The organism is Saccharicrinis sp. 156 (genome assembly GCF_050589685.1).
Taxonomy (GTDB): Bacteria; Bacteroidota; Bacteroidia; order Bacteroidales; family Marinilabiliaceae; genus Saccharicrinis.
Genome location: NZ_JBNGOS010000013.1, coordinates 22,404 through 44,383 on the forward strand (window position 1 = coordinate 22,404; position 21,980 = coordinate 44,383).

The following is a 21,980-nucleotide window of genomic DNA, read 5'->3' on the forward strand; positions in this document are numbered from 1 at the left end:
TTTTGTTGATGAAACGTTTCGTCATTTTTTATACATTTGCGTCTTGTTTTTTTTAAGGGTTTAAAAAATAGACAGATGCAGATGGAATATTTGTGGGGACATGCAAGAAGGTTTAACGATTACAGCTCGTATATAAAAAGGACTTTTAACGAAAGGGTTCAAAAGGTTTCGGTTGATGCCGGGTTTTCATGCCCTAACCGAGATGGGTCAAAGGGTACCGGAGGATGCACTTTTTGTAATAATTCAACTTTCAACCCGTCGTATTGTGGCGAAGGGAACAGTATTACGCAGCAAATTGACACAGGAATCAATTTCTTCTCCCCCAAATATAAATCACAACATTATCTGGCCTATTTTCAAGCTTACAGCAACACTTATGCCGATATGGCTGTATTAAAAAAACGTTATCAGGAAGCCCTGAATCACCCTAAGATAATTGGAATTGTTTTGGGAACGCGACCGGATTGCATAGGGGATGGGCTTTTGGAATATTTGTCCGAACTAAATAAAAACCATCATGTTACGGTTGAATATGGAATTGAGTCAACATTGAATACGACGCTGGAGAAAATAAACCGGGGCCATACTTTTGAGTCTGGAAAGGAAGCCATTGAAAAAACGGCAGCAGTAGGATTAAAAGTTGGAGCGCACTTAATTTTAGGGCTACCCGGAGAATCAAGGGAGGATATTTTGGGGCATGCGGATGCGATGTCAGCTTTACCACTGGATTATTTAAAACTTCACCAATTGCAATTGGTGCGGGGATCAGCCATGGGTGAGGCGTACTTGAAAAATCGGGGCAACATAAAACTTTATGATGCGGACGAATATATTGACCTGGTGGTGGATTTTCTTGAAAAATTAAACCCCGACATTGTCATGGAGCGTTTTATCAGCCAATCACCCAAAGAATTGTTGATAGCTCCCAAATGGGGACTGAAGAACTTCGAGTTTGTAGCGAAGGTTGAAAAACGATTGAAGGAACGAGATACCTGGCAAGGAAGGTTGTATGCACCATATTTAAGGAGTGAATGATACCGCTGTCAGGGTTCTGGTTTTGTCGGGCGTGGACAAAATATGTTCTGGGGCAAATCTAATGGGTATGGCCATTAATTGTTCGGATAGATGTCTTCATATTCAAATTCCTATTAGTCAATCATATTAGCTCTTCTCTTTTTGAAGGAGGGGTACGATTCCCGTCTTGTAAAAACATCGTCGTCGCTACATTAACAGGGGAGGTAATTCGTTAACTTCAACAAAAAATCTGATAAAAAAAGAGGGCTTTACTTGTTGTAAAACCCTCATATCATCTACTGTTTCAAATAGGGTCTATTTAGCTGCATTAATCACAAACGAATATTGATATTTGCCGGCAGGAACCTGATATTTGATAATTGGTTTAGCTTTATCACTCCAGGTATTACAGCCGCCAACGCCGGTTTGAATCAAATCAATATTTACGGTGTTGTAATCCTCTTTTTGCAGTTCGTTGGTATGTCGCGCTGTTTCAAGAGATTGGGCTGTCCATGGCCAAACAGAAATACTTAATGGTTGCGTTCCTTTAATCATAACCCCTTTTCGCCTGGCATCTCTTAATTTTAACCAACGGACACCTGTGCGGTTACTGCATTCTTGCGGCTGGGCATATTCAAACACAAAATCACGCACTGTTCCCTGGTAAATATCTACTTCTGCCGATTCGGCACGGTCCGTGTAATTTTCCCATGGTCCTTTTCCATAATAATCCATATTATTCAGGTTTTTCGGAATTCCTGTTTGCATACCTACCCTAATCAAATCAGGAAGGTTTTTATTGGCATCTAAAGTATAGCTTACTTTAACAGTGCCGTCGGCATGTATCAGGTAGTCTAATGTCAGAGTAACTTTATCCTCAATGTGGTAGCTCGATTGTAACGTAACAGATTCGTCTGATTTATTAACCACCTCAAATTGATCCAGCTTTAATCTGGAACCCGCATCCATCCAGAATTTGTTGTTTACTTGAGGTTTCCAGCCACGTTCGTCGTTGTCCGTTGAAGGACGCCAGAAATAAGGTTTTAATGGCTCAGATAATACTTCTATTCCTGCTAACGTTAACGATTCGATAAAACCGGATTTCTGAGATACCAACAATGAGAATGCCTGGTTGTAAAACTTGATCATATCACCATTTTGTTCCTTTTGGATGGGCGATCCTGTGATGGATTTTTCTTCAGGTTCAACGTAAAATGGAAGCTTAAACTGTTGCTTGGCAATTTCAAAACCCTTGGGAGCCCAGTACTGTTCTTGGGTTGAATGTGCACTTATTCTCAACCAATATTCGGCTCCAGCAACTAGTCTTGGTTTTTTGAATGGAATAGTGGCTTCCATAAAATCCTCAGGGCTGATAATCACATTGCTTAATGTGCCATATTCAATCACTTTGCTATCCTGACTTAATTCCCATTTAAACTTCATGTTATTGGTACTGCTGAACCATTGGCGGTTTTTAATTCGGATTTTTCCTTTAGCAATATCAATGTTTTCAAAAGTGATGGGTTGATATACGTACTTGCATTCCTCTATCTGAGGTTTAGGTGTTCTGTCAGAGGCTATGATGCCATTTAAACAAAAATTGCCTGCATTCACTTTGTCGCCATAATCACCGCCAACGGCATAATAAGGTTTACCGTTTTCGTCGTGTTCCAGGATTCCCTGATCAATCCAATCCCAAATAAAACCACCAAGTATGTTGTCGTGTTGATGAATAATATCCCAATACTCCATCATGTTACCCAAAGAGTTACCCATGGCGTGTGCATATTCGCACATCATAACAGGTCGTTGAATATAGGGGTCGTTAGCCATGCTGGTAAGCACTTCAAGTGTTGGATACATACGGCTTAATACATCCACATAGGGCATGTCGGTTGGGTTGGCACCATGCACGCTTTCGTATTCTTTATATTCTTTAGAACCATACTTTTTATAGTATTTGTGGTATTTGTTTCCCTGTGCACCTTCGTAATGCAAGAATCGGGTATCATCATAATCTTTAATCCAGGCGGCCATGGCAGCGTGGTTGGGGCCACTACCTGATTCATTGCCTAAACTCCACGAAATAATGGAAGCATGGTTTTTATCTCTTTCCACCATTCGGATGGCCCTATCCACATAGGCGGCTGCCCATGTTGGTTGGTTGCTCAATAATCCTCGAACGGCATGGGTTTCTAAATTGGCTTCGTCCATCACGTAAATTCCGTACTTGTCGCATAAATCGTACACGTAAGGATCGTTGGGGTAGTGAGAGGTTCTGATGGCGTTTAGATTATATCGCTTTAATAGTTTAATGTCCTCTTCCATATCTTCCCGGGTAAGCGCTTTCCCGTGGATGTGGTCGTGATCGTGACGATTGACCCCATATAGTTTTACTTTTTTTCCATTAATCAACATCACACTGCCATCGATGGTCACATCCCTGAATCCAACTTTTTGAGAACGGATATCGATAGCTTGCCCTGATTTATCCTTTAAAGTTAGAACCAAAGTATATAAATAAGGTTTCTCTGCGGACCATTTGAATGGGGACGTAACCTCTTGCTCCAGCAGGCCGAAATAAACGTTGTCGCGCTGTGGATACCACTCGTTAAATATTTTGTTGGCATCAATGTGCATGGGTTTGATGATTTCTTTGCCGTTGGTATCAAACAATTTAGCTTCCACCATCATTCCCTTAATATCCGCTTTGTTGGTTACGGTTAATCGAGGGCGTATTTGAAGTTTGGCATTGTTGAATTGCTCGTCAAATTTGGTACGTACAAAAAAGTCGTTGATGGATACTTTCGGCTGGCTCAGTATCATCACTTCACGATGAATTCCGCTCAATCGCCAATGATCCTGGTCTTCAAGGAAACTAGCGGACGTCCACCGGTAAACTTCAACCGAAACCGTGTTTTCACCATCCTTCAGATAGTCGGTAATGTCAAATTCTGCCGGAAGGCAACTGTCTTCGCTGTACCCCACTTTTTTACCGTTAACCCAGCAGGTAAAGGCCGAAGTAACACCGCCAAAATGCAAAATCACCTGGCGATCCTTCCAATTCTCGTTGTAGTCGAAAGTTCTTTTGTATTGTCCAACCTCCGTTTCCCAAGGGTAATGCGGCGGTTTTAAGTCCACCTTAAAGTTGGAGTTTACATAAACGTGTTGTCCGTATCCTTTCAGTTCCCAGTTCGAAGGAACCTCTAGGTTGTCCCACTGCTGCGCATCAAAACTGTTCTTGAAAAAATCTTGTGAACGTTCTCCTACTTTCTTGGTGTATCTAAATTTCCAATTCCCGTTTAAGAAGGTTATATCCGTTTTGTTTCTGTCTCCGGATAACGCATCTTCTAAACTTGCGAAAGAATAAGAGGTTGCACGTCCTTGCATTTTATTGACCGCAAAAACAGTCTCGTTGTCCCAGTTTGGCTTATCTACCTGCGCCGATAGATGTAAAAAAAAACTACTCAGTATTCCTAAAATACAGAGTTTGGTTATCGATTGCTTAAATACTAGCATAGATTATCATTCTTAGTGTTACAAATTATAGCGAAGATACATTTCTTGGAGAGTTGTCGCAAGGAGAAAATCTTAACTATTGGAGGGGTTAAATCAAAATTTAACCGTTATTAAAGGTGTTAATTTACAATAATTAAAACAAAGCGTAGGTAATTTTTCAAAACCCCCCTTTTATCGTTTGGATTATTTGTCTTTTGCTACAGATGCAAATAGTAATTTTGATTTTATCGGATAAAATAAAATGTATCTAAAGTTTAAGCCATGAAAAAGTCCATTATTGTAGGAGCGCTACTCTTATTTTTTACAGCATTAACATTTGCGAAACCTCCTAAACCACCCAAAGGATACCGTTGGGTGATAAACGCTCAGTTTTCTGATGAATTCAACGGGGACCAGTTAGATAAAAGCAAATGGATGAATCGGTTTAACGGAGGATGGAAAGGACGTGCTCCGGCCTGGTTTAATCCGGAAGCGGTATCTGTTGCAGATGGCAATCTTAAAATTAAAAGTGGTGTATTGAAAGAACCCAAAGGCAATTATACCATGTACGGGGGGGCCGTATCTTCAAAAACAAAAGAAGCTCATTTTGGATATTATGAGTGCAAAGCCAAAGCATCAAAAATAGCCATGTCAACCACATTTTGGATGTCGAATGATAAGGTTCCTTTTACAGAAAACGACGATTGTGACAACGACAGTTACAGCCAGGAACTGGATATTCAGGAAGCAGTGGGCGGCAGTACCCGGTTTGAGAAATTTAAGAACGGGATGAACTGCAATACGCATTATCGTTATGTGAAATGTGGTGAGCATAAGGAAACTTTTATATCCAGAGGGACGGGACACATACTGGATAGCCCGGTTTATGAGGATTACCATATTTATGGTGCCTGGTGGAAGGACGCAGAGGAAGTGATGTTTTATGCCGATGACGAGTTGTTTGATACGGTTCAGATTAGAAAAGATATCTCAAAAAAACCGTTTGACAGGCCCATGCAAATTAATATGGTTACCGAAACATACGACTGGCAACCTGCACCTTCGGCGGAAGAGTTGGAAAACCCGGAAATAAATACGGCATATTACGATTGGGTCCGCAGTTATAAACTGGTACCAATCAATAAAAAAGTAAAGGATAGATACGAAGGGGAGGTATTTAAGAATTCTTTAGAGGTTGCTACTAAAATTAAAGAAAACCAATTGCTTATAGATTACGTGTATGCATCCAACGAAAATTGTACGCTTGTGTTTTCTGTTTCGGATAAAAACGGAAAAGAAATCAAAAAGTCGACAGTGCCTGCTTTGAAAGGATATGGGAATAACTCACATCTAATAAAAATAAAAGCAGCTGATAACCTTATAATAAAAGCGCACCTTATATCAGCAGAAAAAGGAAGGATTGACTTAAGTTTAGAAAAGGAAATATAATGGCAAAAAACATATTCCTACTATTGCTTGTATTGCTTTTGACCAATATTTGTATAAGTGCTCAATCATCTGCCCCAAAAGCTAAACCCAATGTGGTTCTTATCCTGATAGATGATTTGAGCCACTACGGTGTAACTGCATATGGTGCGAACCGGGTAAGTTCATTACGTGGCGATTTTGAAAATGAAACCATTGCAACACCCAACATCGACAAATTGGCCGAAACCGGTTTGATGTGTACCAATGCATTTGCCTATCCCTTATGTGAGCCCACACGAATTGCCTTGATGAGCGGAAAATATAACCAACGCAATTTTTTAAGGTGTAAGGCTCAACATAGTTCGGATATTACTTTTGGCGATGTTTTCAAGCAACAAGGGTATGCCACAGGGTTATTCGGGAAGTGGAAGCAGAGCAGGGGAACGAAGGAAATACCCGGGAAGGATTATGTCTTTGAATTTGGTTGGGACGAGTTTTGTGCTTTTGATATTGTTACCGAAGGAAAGCGGTTTATTAATCCAAACCTGATTGTCAATGGAGAGATTCGTGACTACCAGTTACGGACCGATCTGGACCCGGAAACTGGCAGGCGATGGTATGGTCCCGATATTTGCAACCGCTATGCTTTAAATTTTATTGAAAAGAACAAGGATAAACCTTTTTTTTTGTACTACCCCATGTTGCTGGTGCACGACGAACATCAGCCTACACCAGATACACGTCCTAAAAAACTCTTTGATGAGTTTGACGAAGGTCGAAATGCCCAGAACAAAAAGAAAGGGGATGATAGAAGGTACTTTCCGGATATGATTTCGTACATGGATAAATTGATAGGCAGGGTTGTAGGTAAACTGGATGAGTTAAACTTAAGGGAAAATACCCTGATTGTAGTCATGGGCGATAATGGTACCAAAGAATGTTTTGCCCATGTTTTTCCCGATGGCAAGGTGTACCCCGGTCGGAAAGGTGGGAATACGGATAATGGGCTCCATGTGCCGATGGTACTAAACCAGCCGGGGATAATAAAGGCAGGAAATATGGGAATCAGGAAATATGATGGGCTGGTCGATGTAACGGATGTTTTTCCAACCATTGCCGAGGCTTCAGGTATTGAAATTCCAGGAAAGAATGAACTCGACGGTATCAGTTTTTGGCCTCAGGTCATGGGTAACAAGGAAGAGGCACGTGATGTGATTTATACCTGGTACAACAATAACCAACCCTATACCAGCGATGAGGAGTTGTTGGTATATGCTTTTAACAAGGACTTTAAGCGTTATGCTCCGTGTACCGAATACCCTAATGGAAGGTTCTTTGATTTACGAACGGATTCTCTTGAAAAAGCAGGTGATACGGTTGTGGAAAGAAGATTTAAGGTGATGCTGCACAGTGGGTTGGATGTGAGTGTGCTGAGCATGGAACAACGAAAAGCATACGATAAACTGGGAAAAGTGATCGATTCGTACCAACAAAAGGATGTGAAAGGATTGATGATTCATGCCCCAAAATCAGCACTGAAGCCTGGAGAGGAACTTAATTTAAATTGTATGGTATATCCGCAAGATGCAACCCGTAAGAATATTATTTGGGAATCGAGCAATAGTAGTGTGATTGATATCAACAAGTTTGGAAAAGTAAAAGCTTTAAGTAAGGGAAAAGCTACAATTTCTGTATATTCCTGGGATGATGCCTTCCCTGTGTCGGCCAATGCAAAACCTACATTTTCAAAATCAGGTATCAGCCATTCCATTGAAATAACGGTAGATGAATAACTGAACCATTTATTGAATAAGCCAAACCGTAAGAAACCTATAGATATACCATATACAAAATACAATGAAAAAATCATTTTTATTACTTGGCGTACTGGCCACTCTGTTTTTTGCATGTCAGCAACCAAAACAAGAGACCAAAAAAATACCTGAAAAACCCAACATAGTCTTTCTTTTTGCCGATGACCAATGTCACGCTACTATTCATGCACTAGGTAATAACGAGGTAATTACCCCTAATTTGGATAAACTGGTGAACGGAGGAGTTACCTTTACAAACACCTTTAATATGGGTTCGTGGAGCGGTGCTGTTTGCGTGGCCTCCAGGGCCATGTTAAATACGGGTAAGCCGGTTTGGGTTGCTAATGAAGGGGTTAAGTTAGTGGATAAGGGCAAAGCAAAGTCGTGGGGGCAAATGATGCAGGATCAGGGGTATGAAACCTACATGACGGGTAAATGGCATGTTCATTTACCTGCCGAGAAACATTTTAACCATACGACCCATGTTAGGGGAGGAATGCCAAAAGATAATTGGGATCACGCTGCCATGGTGAAGAAGTTTAAAAACTTGAAGGAAGGAGAAGACTATCGCGATTTTATGCCGGTAGGATATAACCGGCCTTTGAGCAAGGAAGACGATTCCTGGTTGCCTACAGATCCTAAACATGGTGGATTCTGGGAAGGAGGCCAGCACTGGTCCGAGGCATTGCGTGATGATGCCATAAGCTTTATTAACCAGGCTAAAACAAGCGACAAGCCATTTTTTATGTATTTGGCGTTCAATGCCCCTCACGATCCCCGTCAGGCCCCACAAGAGTTTCAGGACTTGTATGATGCAGAGTCGTTAACCGTTCCGGAAAGCTTCCGGGAACTTTATCCCGAGGCTGATTTTATTGGTAACGGACCTTCGTTAAGGGATGCTGCTTTGGCTCCTTTCCCGCGTACTAAATATGCTACGCAAGTTCATAAGAAAGAATATTATGCCAGTATTTCGCATCTGGATGCTCAGGTCGGTAAAATATTACAAGCCTTGGAAGAAAGCGGCAAGGCCGACAATACTTACATTATATATAGTGCCGATCATGGATTGGCGGTAGGTGATCATGGTTTGTTCGGAAAACAAAATATGTACGACCACAGTGTTCGCCCTCCGTTTATGATAATTGGCCCCGGACTGGAAAAAGGTAAAAAAGTAGATGCCGAAATCTATCTTCAAGATGCCATGGCAACGGCCCTTGATTTGGCAGGAAGTACTCAAACCGATTCGGTATTTTTCAATAGCGTAATGCCATTGGCTATGGGAGAACAAACCCACAGTAATTACAACGGAATATATGGAGGATATTTAAGTCTGCAGCGAATGATTCGTAAAGATGGTTATAAGCTGATTCTGTACCCGGAGGTGAAGAAGGTAAAGTTGTTCGATTTAAAATCGGATCCCCTGGAAATGAATAATATTGCGGATAACCCCGAGCATAAACAGCGGATCAAGCAAATGTTCGCAGACTTTAAGACATTGCAAAAAGAGGTTGGAGACGAATTAAACATAGACGAATATTATCAATTGTAAATTTAGCTTGTGGCTCGTAGCTATTAGCCTATAACATTGAGATATAAAACAACCATCCGGTAAATCAGATTTTTTCCCTTGGGCTTAACACCGGGGAAGTAACGGATCTAAGATTTGGGGATGGGAGTGCTAAAATTATAATATTAAAGTATAATGAAACTAAAAACAACATTCGTTGTGCTTGCATTACTATTATTTTTAGTCAGCTGCACGCAAAATAAAACATCGGAATCAAAAAATGAAACCAAACCTAATGTGATCCTTGTTATCACCGATGATCAAGGGTATGGCGATCTGGCCTGTCATGGAAATACCGTTATCCAAACACCGAATTTGGATAAGTTCCATTCGCAGAGTGTACGTTTAACCAATTTTCATGTAGGTACTACCTGCGCGCCTACCCGAGGGGGGCTGATGAGCGGACGTAACTGCAACCGTAATGGGGTATGGCATACCATTGGGGGTTGCTCTTCGTTACATGAGCGGGAAACCACTTTGGCCGATGTGTTTGCTGCCAACGGATATGCTACCGGTATGTTTGGTAAATGGCATTTGGGCGATAACTATCCCTTTCGTCCGCACGACAGGGGTTTTCAGGAGACTTTCCACCATAATGGAGGAGGAGTAGGACAAACACCGGATTACTGGAACAACGATTATTTTGACGACACTTATTTTAGAAATGGTGTTCCCGAAAAAAACACAGGGTATTGTACTGATGTGTTTTTCGACGAGGCAACCAGGTTCATCGATAAACATCGGGACAAACCTTTTTTTGCATACTTATCGTTAAATGCGCCTCATGGGCCATATAATGTGGAGGAAAAGTATGTTTCTATGTACGATGATGCTCCCTTACAAGGAGTGCAGAAGAACTTTTATGGTATGATTACCCAGCTGGACGAACGTTTTGGACAGCTGGCACAGCATTTGGAAGCCCAAGGGATGGTAGATAATACCATCCTGATTTTTATGACGGATAACGGTACCGCTGCCGGATTTCGCTATAACAAAAAGACTGAATCTTATACAGGTTATAATGCCGGAATGCGCGGGCAGAAAGGAAGTCATTACGACGGAGGGCACCGTGTTCCGTTTTTTATCAGATGGCCCAACGGCGAACTTGTCGGAGGAAAAGATGTAAACAGCCTTGCCGCCCATGTGGATGTACTTCCGACGTTGGTTGATTTATGCGGATTAAGCGCAACCTACAAGTACGAAATGGATGGAACTTCGATAACCAGCTTGTTGTACGGTAAAACTTCCGATATTGATTTCGACAAACGTATGCTGGTAACCGATACGCAGCGTATCCAATGGCCTGTAAAAGGACGAAACAGCTGTGTGATGACTACCAAATGGCGTTTAAATAATGGCAAGGAATTGTACGATATCACTGCTGATCCCGGTCAAAAGAACAATATTGCCGACCAACATCCGGAGCAAGTTAAACTGATGCAGGATTTCTATAATGATTGGTGGAGTAGGGCAGAAAAGGATTTTGAATATCCTGTAATTAAACTAGGTACGGAACATGAAAATCCGTCTTTTCTTACTTGTCACGATATGCACAATGAGCAACCTATTCCTTGGAACCAGAATATGATTCGTGCAGGTAAGGCTTTTGATGCTGGATATTTGCTTACAGAAGTTATGCAAGCAGGCAAATACAAAATCTCAATTTCCCGTTATCCTAAGGAAAGCGGATTGAAAATGGATGCAACAGTGCCAGGAGTCAAGGCTACTAAAGGTACTGAAGCTATTCCTGATGGTGTTTCGCTAAAACTGAATAAGCCTTTTGTTATGTTGGGCGATAAAGTGGTAGCGTGTAAGTTTAACGAGGCCTATACGGCTGCTGAAGTATCAGTGGACCTTGAAGCAGGAGAATTAAAGCTGGGAGGCGGTTTTTATGATGAAAAAGGTAACAAAGCAATTGCTTACTATTATGAAGTAGAAAGATTGTAATACGGATATATAATCAAAGTGGCTTTAGATGTGAAGCGAACAAAAGACGCAGTTTGATTAATAAACGGTATAATACGAATAGCAAAACATTTAACAACCCCTAGGCAATGGACTTTGGGGTTTGTTGTAATTATTATGATTAACTATGCTGCAAGTTATATCCTATAACTCCGCCTTTTAAGGTGGAGCTATATCTGTCTATCCTTAGGCTTTAGCCTTGACATCAACTCTTAGCTAGACTGGCATGATCGGGCAGACAGAAAATCTAATAAATCTTACTGGACAGTATTGATTTTGATGACAAAGCTGATAATTCCTCACTTCAATTCCATATATTTACATTTGTACAATAATCCCCGTCAGCTAACAGACAGGTGAAATATAACGATCTATTTGCATATGAAATCATCAAGACTATTATTTCTTTCGGTATTGCTATCGTGTTTTACTTTATTACCGGCCCAAAATACAATTGAAAATTATATTTGGAAACCTCTGAATCCGGCAGGTGAGGCGGTGGGACGTCACGAAAATGCTTTTGTTCAATTTCAGGGTAAATTTTACCTCATAGGAGGAAGAGGTGTAAAACCGGTCAATGTATACGATCCTGTAAATAATACATGGGAAACCAAAGGTAAGACACCAATGGAAATCCATCACTTCCAGGCCGTTTGGAAAGATGATGTAATTTATATAGTGGGCGCTATGACGGGTAAATATCCGAAGGAAACACCTGTGGAAAACATATGGGAGTACTATCCCAAAGAAGATAAATGGGTGAAAGGGCCTAAAATACCGATGGAATACCAAAGAGGAAGTGCAGGAGCTGTATTGTATCAGGATAAGATATATTTAATTGGAGGAATTGAATATGGCCACACCAGCGGAACGACCAACCGATTCGATTATTACGATTTAAATACGAAGAAATGGGGGAGTTTGACCAAAGCGCCGCATCTGAGAGATCATTTTTCGGCCGTGCTGTTTAACCAGAAGATATATTGCGTTGGAGGAAGAAACACCAGTGTGCATCACCCCGACAATTTTACCGCCTTTTTTGGTGCTACCATACCGGAAGTAGATGTGTATGATTTTGCTACGGATAAATGGATGACATTAAAGTATAATTTACCGGTACCCACTGCCGCAGGAGGAGCTGTTCAAATCCACAATAAAATCATTTACTTTGGCGGAGAGTCAGGTCAGGACAAAGCCCACAACGAAACACAGTGCTTAGATTTGGAAACGTTGAAATGGAGTCAGCTTTCTCCCTTAAAAATAGGAAGGCACGGCAGCACAGCTATTTACTGGGACAACAAAGTTTATATTGCTGCCGGAAGTCCGAATAGGGGCGGAGGCAACATGAGTTCCATCGAGGTTTTTACGAACAAATAATCGATATATCTACGTAATTCCATTTGCCCTTTATACACAGAATCGTCTGTCAGTGGACAGGTTAATCAGATTAACACAGGTTCTTTGTTTTCCTTTTGAAAACCTTAAGAAGCAATACTATTTAATCCGTTTAATTCGTGTAATCTGTGGACAAGAATTTGATTCTCGTTAATAATTAACCCCAAGTCATATGAAAAAGATAATGCCATTTTTAATTCTGTTTTTATTGGTTGCCTTGTTTGTTGTAGTTGAATATGGCGATGAAATGGGGTTGAAAATCAATTTTAACCTAGCCGAACAAAGAAAGGAAGTCATTGAAAAAGCCAAGCCGATAAAAAAAGGGGCATTCGTAAAAAACATTCACTATGGAAGCGATCCGAGCCGACCTGTAAAATGGAAGGTCAACATGAAATACAACCATGAAGGCAAGGGGATTCGTCATGGCGAGAGTATCCGTTATTGGGAAAGTGGAGAAATGGCTTCCCGGATGAATTATGTGGAAGATAAGAAACATGGAACTTATTTGGCCTACTTTAAAAACGGCAAGGTATGGAAAGAGTTGACATATGAAAACGGGGCCATTAGCGGACAATGTAAACACTACGACCGACAAGGAAGACTAACCGCTGAGTATCGGTATAAAAATGGTCTGCCGGGAACTGGGTTAAAGGAGTACACCAACCTGGGTAAGCAGCGTAAACAACCCAAAATACATATTGAAAGAATAGATGAGGTACGATCTGCGAATAAGTATACCTTAAAGCTTTCGCTGGCAGGTGAAAATGCGAAAAGGTATAGAGCAGTTACCTTTTATATGGGCGATTTGGTCGAAGGCAAGTACTTTTCTAAAAATATTTCCGAGGTAGAATCGCTTACCTCAAAAACAGCCAGGATTGTATTGGAGATTCCTAAAGGTTATGTGGTAAATAAAACAATTAATATAGTTGCGGTAGCTAAAAACTCGGAAGCGGTAAAACTTATCTTGCAAAAAAAGGTGGAGGTTGCGGTGAGGGGAGTTTAAGGCGGATTATTCATTACTAATCCCAATCAAGAGCTAAAACAAGGGTTCAACCCTTCTTTGAATTACTAATTTATTGAAATCGTAATTGAAAAGGTGGGTTAGAATGCCCCTTTGCTAAAGGGCGAAGAGCGGAACAAGGAGAACGGGCCAATGGATATTTCATTCTCAGCTTACCTCTCATCGCTCCCTGCATTTAGCTTTATATCTAACCGGCCATTGACCGATTTGATGCAATTTAACCTCCTTGCTATGTTTTAAATCAAGCCCATAATTTTATTTCTTTTGTTTTTTCATAACCAATCCCTATTTTTGGGGCGTATGGCTGCAGAAAAACTATTTTATAGAATAAAAAAGGGAGATACCTTAGCTTTTGAAGAACTTTTTGAGCAGTTGTACCCCTCGATGTGTGTGGTAGCCAAATCGTATGTAAAAGATGAAGATATTGCCGAGGATATTGCACAGGAAGCTTTTATAAAGTTATGGAATAACCGTGAGAGCTACGATGATATAAGCTCCTTAAAATCCTTTCTGTATGTGATGGTAAAAAACATCAGCCTTAATCGTATTAAAAAAGAAGAACAAGGACGAAAATACGAAGAAGAAGTCGATAAGGCATTTGAAAAAGATATCAGCCATAAAATCATCGAAGAAGAATCTTACCGAATTATATACCAGGCTGTAAACGCCCTTCCAGAGCAAAGCAGGAACATCATGAACTTAAGCCTGCGAGGCATGCAAAACCAGGAGATAGCCACTAACCTGGGAGTCTCTATAAACACTGTGAAAACACTTAAATACAATGCGCTTAAAACCTTGAGGATTACGCTGAAGGATTACTACTTTTTATTGGCTCTGCTGCTAAAGGAGTTTTAGTCAGTAAGTAATGGTCATTGGTTGTTGGTTAGTTGAATAGTTCAACCCCTATCGGGGCTGGTGTACAATATGGCATGATGCCGTGTGTTGCACACACGGTTATTCATAGTTAAGCCCATTCTGGGCATTGCTTTTACCTTATGGTTTGTTTTAAATAGTTGTACAAAGATGCACTCTTTAGGGCTGCCTTGATGAGTTAGCGATGTCGCGGATTTTACCCACGGTTTCCGCAATTCTTCGGAACAAGTATTCCTAGTTTTGTCCCTATCGGGACATGTTTATGCTACTACCAATTATAAAATTACAGGTTATTAATGTGTTATTCAAACCTGTTGTACATTATGGGGATGAAAAGCCAGGAACTGGCTTAACTATGAATAACCACCGGTGAAGCCGGTGGTTTCTGAGCTCCAATGTATCATCCCCGAAAGGGGGTGAACAAATGCTCACGGGAAAAATTTCATGTCAACTTCAATATTATGCTCCTTTAGCAACCTAAGGTATTCTTCCTCAAACGTTTCTTTTTGATGATGCTCTTGTTGGTTCTTGATGTAGTTGATTATTTTTTCTTTGTCCCAATAAGCATAGGTAAGTGCTGCATATCCATCCGCCCAGCCTCTAAAATAAGGGAAATGACCTGTTGCTTTTAGTCTTATTGATGACGCTGTTTTTATATCCCTTACAAAATCAGCCATAGCAATGCTTGGATGGAGATCGGATAACATATGTACATGCTCTTCCATGGTATTAATGCGGTAAAGAAAACCATTTTTCTTCTGTATAATACCCCAAATATAGTTGAAGAGCTCACTCGAGTATCCCATGTTTAGTGTTTTCTCGCTTCCTTTTGTGCGAAATATAATGTGGTAAAGTATTTGGCGATAGCTTGACATGTTGATCATGTTTTGGTGATACAGACCTTAAGGAACAACAATCATTCTTTAAGTTCAACCCCTATCGGGGCTGGTGTACAATATGGCATGATGCCGTGTGTTGCACACACGGTTATTCATAGTTAAGCCCATTCTGGGCATTGCTTTTACCTTATGGTTTGTTTTAAATAGTTGTACAAAGATGTACTCTTTAGGGCTGCCTTGACGAGTTAGCGATGTCGCGGATTTTACCCACGGTTTCCGCAATTCTTCGGAACAAGTATTCCTAGTTTTGTCCCTATCGGGACATGTTTATGCTACTACCAATTATAAAATTACAGGTTATTAATGTGTTATTCAAACCTGTTGTACATTATGGGGATGAAAAGCCAGGAACTGGCTTAACTATGAATAACCACCGGTGAAGCCGGTGGTTTCTGAGCTCCAATGTATCATCCCCGAAAGGGGGTGAACAAATGCTCACGGGAAAAATTTCATGTCAACTTCAATATTATGCTCCTTTAGTAATCTGAGGTATTCTTCCTCAAACGTTTCTTTTTGATGATGCTCTTGTTGGTTCTTGATATAGTTGATTATTTTTTCTTTGTCCCAATAAGCATAGGTAAGTGCTGCATATCCATCCGCCCAGCCTTTAAAATAAGGGAAATGACCTGTTTCTTTAAGTCTTATTGATGATGCTGTTTTTATATCCCTTACAAAATCAGCCAAAGCAATGCTCGGATGGAGATCGGATAACATATGTACATGCTCTTCCATGGCATTAATGCGGTAAAGAAAACCGTTTTTCTTTTGGATAATACCCCAAATATAGTTGAAGAGCTCACTCGAGTATCCCATGTTTAGTGTTTTCTCGCTTCCTTTTGTGCGAAATATAATGTGGTAAAGTATTTGGCGATAGCTTGACATGTTGATCATGTTTTGGTGATACAGACCTTAAGGAACAACAATCATTCTTTAAGTTCAACCCCTATCGGGGCTGGTGTGTAATGCGTCATGATGCCGTGCGTTGCACACACGGTTATTCATAGTTAAGCCCATTCTGGGCATTGCTTATTTAACCTTATGGTTTGTTTTAAATAGTTGTACAAAGATGTACTCTTTAGGGCTGCTTTGACGAGTTAGTGATGTCGCGGATTTTACCCACGGTTACCGCAATTCTTCGGAATAAGTATTCATAGTTTTGTCCTTGTTAGGACATATTAGAGGCAGGTAAGGTTTGGAGTAATTAAGAATCTTATTTTGTGATTTCTCTGTAAGTTTTCTAGGGTTGTAAATTGCTCTATAATTACAAATCATGTAAATAAATTGCCAGGAACTGGCTTAACTATGAATAACCACCGGTGAAGCCGATGGTTTCTCAACCTAAATGTATCATCCCCGAAGGGGGTGAATAGGTAAGCAACTTAACGAATATCTACTGACCATTGACTAATGTCGAATGACTAATCAACACTAATAAAAAAAAATACATTTTTTTATCCCTCCATTCATCCCCTTAAATTTTTCGATTGTTTTATTAGTAGAAAACAAAGGATACCATGGAAAACTTTGAATTTGAATATAAAATTGCCCAACTCATTTCCAAGGAGGTTAGTGGGGAGCTTTCAGCTGAGGAAACAGCTATGCTTCAAAAGTGGTTAGAAGAATCGGAAGAGAACCAGAAGTTATACGAAACGATTAAGAGAGGTAAGAAAAGAGAGGTGAGAGATAAGTATGTTGATCGTATTGATTCGCGAAAAGCCTGGAAGCAGATTAACCTGGAGATTAAAACAGCAGGTAAAATAAGAAGGATGCCTTTGTGGATTGGTCGTGTAGCAGTCATATTAATTATTGCATTATTAGCTGGCACGGTTTACTTTGTTTCTCGGATTATGGGAGATCAACCTGCTCGGTTAGCGCAGGTTGAGATTAAACCTGGTTCTTCTAAGGCAGTTCTTATGTTGGACGATGGTAAAGCCGTTCAGCTGGAATCCGCAGAAAACGATAGTATATTGGAGAGCGATGGCACGTTAATCACGAACTTAAACGGACAACTAGCTTATACCGGTTCCAGCAATAAAAATTTAGAGACCAAGTATAATACCGTTAAGGTTCCTCGTGGGGGAGAGTATCATATTACCTTATCGGATGGAACGCAAGTGTGGTTAAACTCTGACTCAGAGATAAAATACCCTGTACAGTTTGCCAGTAATAAACGAAAAGTGTGGGTAAGCGGTGAAGTATATTTTGATGTGGAAACGGATAAAGCCCGACCATTTATTGTGGATGTAAAAGATATTGAGGTGGAGGTGCTGGGAACCGAGTTTAATATTGAAGCATATCGTGAAACTGATAGGGTAGCAACGACCCTGGTAGAAGGAAGTGTTAAACTTCGCAAAGCTTCGGAAGAGGTGATTATCAAACCCGAACAACAAGCTGTTATTCACGATACAGAAAAAATGTTTGCTGTTCATAATGTAGATGCCAAAGTTTATGCTTTGTGGAAGGAAGGCATTATTTATTGCGAAGGTGAAAGATTGGAAGTGGTAATGGACAAACTGGCCAGATGGTATGATGCCAACCTGTTTTATATGAATCCGTCACTCAAAGACAAACGATTTAATATAGAAGTAAAACGATACGAGAATATTGATAAAATACTGGAAATATTGGCTGCCACCAATAAAGTCCGCTTTGAGGTTCACGAGAATAATATCACTATTATGGAATGATATGAAGAAGGGTTGAACCCCTTCATAGCTTGCTCCGCTATAAGCGGAGGTTCTTGGTTTTAGAGCGCAAGTGTCCACGGGTTATCACCCGTGGTTATTCATATTTTAACCCTTTTCAGGGTTATGACGTAGCTCGTAAATTTTATTTAAAAGAATGGAATTGAAAAGTATTGTAAATCAACCATGAAGTGGTTTTAACTTTGAATAACCCTGGGTGAAACCCAGGGGATAGTAACCAAGTAAATAGCAACCCTGAAGGGGTTGAACTATAATAAAATAAAAAACCAAGGTTGCTGACACAACCCTGGTTTATAGTCAATAATACAATTCCCTGCCAGGAATTGAAATGTAAACCTAAATACAAATTTATGCATTTAATTGAAACTATGGGTTTCTCTCGGAAGAAACTCAACAAACCTTTATTGGTGATGAAACTAATATTCATGTTAATGGTAGTTTGTTCGGTTCAATTGACGGCCAGTGTTTATTCACAAAACACCAGGCTGAATATTGAAATAAGCAACCAGTCTCTCGAAGATGTTTTAAAAGAGATTCGCAATAAAAGTGAATTTACCTTTGTATACGACCTTGAAGATGTTGAGGGGGTATGGTTAGAGGAAGCCAACTACAAAGGGGCTACCGTGGAAGAAATATTAAACGATTGTTTGAGGAATACCACTTTAACTTATGAAGTAATTGATAAAGTGGTAATACTGAAACAGACTTCGCCCAAAACGGTTGTCGCACAACAGGAGCCCGAAAAAGTAACCATCAGCGGTAAAGTAACCGATGAAACAGGGGGGGCTATACCCGGTGTTACAGTTTATGTAAAAGGAACAAGTGCAGGAACGGTTACCGATGCTAACGGAAACTACTCTTTGCTCATTCCGAATGCAAAGGTTTCCGTCTCATTTTCTTTTATTGGCTTTGTAAACCAGGAAATTGAAGTAGAGGGGAGTCAGTCGTTGGATGTCAGACTTGTTAAAGATGTTCAAGAAGTGGATGAAGTTGTTGTAACCGGTATTGTGCAAATTCGAAAAGAAAGCTTTACCGGAACAGCGACTATTGTTGAAGCTGATGAATTAATGTCAATGGGGACTGATAATGTAATTAGAAGTTTAGTGTTATTAGACCCAGCCTTAAATATTGTTGATAATAACGTATTTGGCTCTGATCCTAATGTTTTACCGGAAATAAGGTTAAGAGGTGATGCCATATTAAGCGCAACTGATCCGGAATTTGATGTAACAAGCTTTAGTTCTGACCCAAATGCACCAATATTTATATTGGATGATTTTGAAACTACACTTACAAAAGTAATTGATATGGATATGAACCGTATCGAATCGATTACAATCTTAAAAGATGCTGCTGCAACGGCAATGTATGGTTCAAGAGCTGCAAATGGTGTTATTGTTATTAAAACCAAACAACCGGAAGCAGGAAAAGTAAAAGTAAGCTATAACTTAAATACTGTAATTAGTCTACCAGATCTTGATTCTTATGATTTGTTGAACGCAGAAGAGTTATTTGGTTTACAAAAAGACCTGGGCTTATTCAATTATTTTCATGATAGCGACAATGGCTTACATAAAATTACAGCCATCGAAAAAAATATTGCCAAGGGAGTAAACACAGACTGGATGGCACAACCAACCAGAAATGCGTTTGGACAGAAACATTCGTTGAATTTTATGGGAGGAGATGAGTATATACGATATATGCTGGACGTGAATTATAGTGATAAACCTGGGGTTATGAAGGGCTCAGATCGCAAAAACTATGGGATTGCACTTACGCTTAATTATAATCTGAAAAATAAACTAATCTTAAAAAACCGAATAGCTGTTGATAAAAATAACGCTGAGAATTCCCCTTACGGTTCATTTGACTATTATGCTAAAATGCCGGGTTATTTACCTATCCAATATTCAAACGGTCAGCTAATTGAACGCTATGTTATTCCAGTATATGATACTGAAGATTATAGTTATTTTTCTAACTATAACCCGGTGTACGAGGCGGGCGTTGGTAACTCTGATCACACAAAATACATGGATATCAATAATAACTTCTCCTTAGAATGGAGAATTGTATCCGGGTTAAAACTAAAAGCGAACATTTCTTATACAAACAACAATTATAAAAATAAAGTATTTGTTTCTCCAGATTCTTATAAATATTGGAGTACTTCAAATCCAGAAAGAAAAGGTTTATTTACTTTTTCAGATGTTGTTTCAGAGTCAATCTACGGGAATGCCATATTAAGCTATATGAAAGAGATCAAGAAGCATTTCATTAATGCTTCTTTGGCCTATAATGTTTCTAGCAAAACTTCAGAGTTACTTGGTTTTAGTGCACAAGGATTTGCAGCAAGTAAATACAATAACCCGGCATTCGCCAATAGTTATGCAGTAGGAGGAGTTCCGCCTGCATCCGAACAAACGGTTCGTTTAATTGGCGGTCTGGCAAGTGTTAACTATACTTTTGATAATCGGTTTCTTGCTGATCTTACCTATCGCTTAGATGGGTCTTCGCAATTTGGGGCGAATGACAAAACTGCCGGTTTTTATAGTTTTGGGTTAGGTTGGAATATTCATAAAGAGAAATTTTTAAGAAATAACGATGTCATAAGTCGGTTCAAAATTAAAGGAACTTATGGAGAAACCGGCTCTGTAAATTTCTCAGCCTATCAGGCTAAAGATGTATTACAGTATTATACCGATGTGAGATATCTTGGAGGACTGGGAACATACCTGGCTGCCCTGGGTAATGAAAATCTGAGCTGGCAAACAACTACAACACTTGACTTGGGTGTAGAGTTTGGTTTTTTCGCCAATAAAATCTCAGGATCTTTCAACTATTACGATAAGAATACAAGTGATATGATTATGGATATCACAACGCCTCCTTCAATAGGATTTGATTCATTTAAAGAGAATCTTGGAGAGATGGAAAATAAAGGTTTTGAGTTTGCGCTGCGAGCAAAACTGATTAATAAAGCAAAATTTAAATGGAACGTTTACTGGTCTGGTTACCAGAATAAATCAAAGATATTAGGAATTGGGAATTCCTTAAAATATTATAACGAGCTAAGTAATCAGGCAGGTTTAACTGATGCAGAAATACAAGCATACGAAGAAAGCTATGGCTCTGCGGATGATTTTATTATGGAATCTTCACATAACTTCTATGTGCGATTTGAAGAAGGTAGATCGAATACTGCAATTTATGCGGTCAGATCATTAGGTATTGATCCGATGACAGGTAAAGAAATCTTCCTTACAAAGGATGGGGTGCCAACTTTTGACTGGGATGCGAAGGATAAAGTAGTAGTTGGCGATTCAGAGGCTAAACTAAGGGGTAGTTTTGGAACAGATGTAGCTTATGGACCTTTGGAAATCGGTTTTATGTTTTCGTATAGCACCGGAGGACAAAAGTATAATCAAACTTTGGTGAATAAAGTTGAAAACTCAAATAAGTACTACAATGTGGATAGAAGAGTACTGGAAGAAACCTGGATGGAGCCAGGAGACGTCGTTAAATACAAAAATAATGTACTTAGTTGGGGCAATATGAGCTATACGCCTGCTAGTGATCGATTTGTTCAGGACTATAGTTATTTGAATTTAAGTTCTGTGAATATGAATTATCATATACCGGAACATTTCTATAACAAAATAGGCATAGAGTCACTACGACTTACTTTTAATATGGGTGATGTTTTTAACTGGTCAACAGTTAAAATGGAGCGCGGTACCTCGTACCCGTATGCACGCTCTTTCACAATCGGATTACGTGCTAACTTTTAAATTTTGG

Annotated in this window: 13 protein-coding genes; 10 read left to right on the top strand and 3 right to left on the bottom strand. The window is 39.8% G+C overall.

Features of this window, described 5'->3' with window-relative positions; translation table 11 throughout:
* The first annotated feature begins 75 nt into the window (after positions 1-75).
* On the top strand, positions 76-1,035 hold the full coding sequence (locus ACRD64_RS09900) for a TIGR01212 family radical SAM protein (protein WP_430933171.1): 960 nt from the start codon (positions 76-78) through the stop codon (positions 1,033-1,035).
* Positions 1,036-1,329: 294 nt separating this feature from the next.
* Here the strand turns inward: ACRD64_RS09900 and ACRD64_RS09905 are convergent, their stop codons facing one another.
* Positions 1,330-4,533 carry a glycoside hydrolase family 2 TIM barrel-domain containing protein gene (locus tag ACRD64_RS09905; protein WP_430933173.1) on the bottom strand — a complete coding sequence of 1,068 codons (3,204 nt, stop codon included), beginning with the start codon at positions 4,531-4,533 and terminating at the stop codon, positions 1,330-1,332.
* 261 nt (positions 4,534-4,794) lie between these two features.
* On the opposite strand from ACRD64_RS09905, the gene ACRD64_RS09910 reads away from it, so the two are divergent.
* The 7 genes from ACRD64_RS09910 to ACRD64_RS09940 all read left to right on the top strand — a co-directional run bounded on the left by ACRD64_RS09910 (position 4,795) and on the right by ACRD64_RS09940 (position 14,557).
* Positions 4,795-5,961, top strand: coding sequence for a hypothetical protein (locus ACRD64_RS09910; protein ID WP_430933174.1), 1,167 nt, complete (start codon positions 4,795-4,797; stop codon positions 5,959-5,961).
* Entirely contained in the window at positions 5,961-7,733 is a 1,773-nt protein-coding gene (locus tag ACRD64_RS09915; RefSeq protein ID WP_430933175.1) for a sulfatase-like hydrolase/transferase, read from the top strand. Before ACRD64_RS09910 ends, ACRD64_RS09915 begins: the two co-directional genes overlap by 1 nt.
* 64 nt (positions 7,734-7,797) lie before the next feature.
* Positions 7,798-9,303, top strand: coding sequence for a sulfatase-like hydrolase/transferase (locus tag ACRD64_RS09920; RefSeq protein ID WP_430933176.1), 1,506 nt, complete (start codon positions 7,798-7,800; stop codon positions 9,301-9,303).
* 153 nt (positions 9,304-9,456) lie between these two features.
* Positions 9,457-11,268, top strand: coding sequence for an arylsulfatase (locus tag ACRD64_RS09925; protein ID WP_430933177.1), 1,812 nt, complete (start codon positions 9,457-9,459; stop codon positions 11,266-11,268).
* A gap of 399 nt (positions 11,269-11,667) precedes the next feature.
* On the top strand, positions 11,668-12,663 hold the full coding sequence (locus ACRD64_RS09930; protein WP_430933178.1) for a Kelch repeat-containing protein: 996 nt from the start codon (positions 11,668-11,670) through the stop codon (positions 12,661-12,663).
* A gap of 190 nt (positions 12,664-12,853) precedes the next feature.
* Positions 12,854-13,684, top strand: a complete 831-nt coding sequence (locus tag ACRD64_RS09935; RefSeq protein ID WP_430933179.1) for a toxin-antitoxin system YwqK family antitoxin — start codon at positions 12,854-12,856, stop codon at positions 13,682-13,684.
* A 318-nt stretch (positions 13,685-14,002) separates the two neighbouring features.
* Positions 14,003-14,557, top strand: a complete 555-nt coding sequence (locus ACRD64_RS09940; RefSeq protein ID WP_430933180.1) for an RNA polymerase sigma-70 factor — start codon at positions 14,003-14,005, stop codon at positions 14,555-14,557.
* A 446-nt stretch (positions 14,558-15,003) separates the two neighbouring features.
* Here ACRD64_RS09940 and tnpA (ACRD64_RS09945) read toward each other — a convergent pair whose 3' ends face one another.
* Positions 15,004-15,450, bottom strand: a complete 447-nt coding sequence (gene tnpA / locus ACRD64_RS09945; RefSeq protein WP_430933181.1) for an IS200/IS605 family transposase — start codon at positions 15,448-15,450, stop codon at positions 15,004-15,006.
* 459 nt (positions 15,451-15,909) lie between these two features.
* Positions 15,910-16,356 (bottom strand): IS200/IS605 family transposase, encoded by a 447-nt coding sequence (gene tnpA / locus ACRD64_RS09950; protein ID WP_430933182.1) that lies wholly within the window; start codon positions 16,354-16,356, stop codon positions 15,910-15,912.
* Positions 16,357-16,988: 632 nt separating this feature from the next.
* Between tnpA (ACRD64_RS09950) and ACRD64_RS09955 the strand changes: the two genes are divergently transcribed.
* The gene (locus tag ACRD64_RS09955; protein ID WP_430933183.1) at positions 16,989-18,161 is read left to right on the top strand and encodes a FecR family protein; all 1,173 of its coding nucleotides are present in this window, start codon (positions 16,989-16,991) and stop codon (positions 18,159-18,161) included.
* A 368-nt stretch (positions 18,162-18,529) separates the two neighbouring features.
* Entirely contained in the window at positions 18,530-21,973 is a 3,444-nt protein-coding gene (locus tag ACRD64_RS09960; protein ID WP_430933184.1) for a SusC/RagA family TonB-linked outer membrane protein, read from the top strand.
* Positions 21,974-21,980 lie beyond the last annotated feature (7 nt).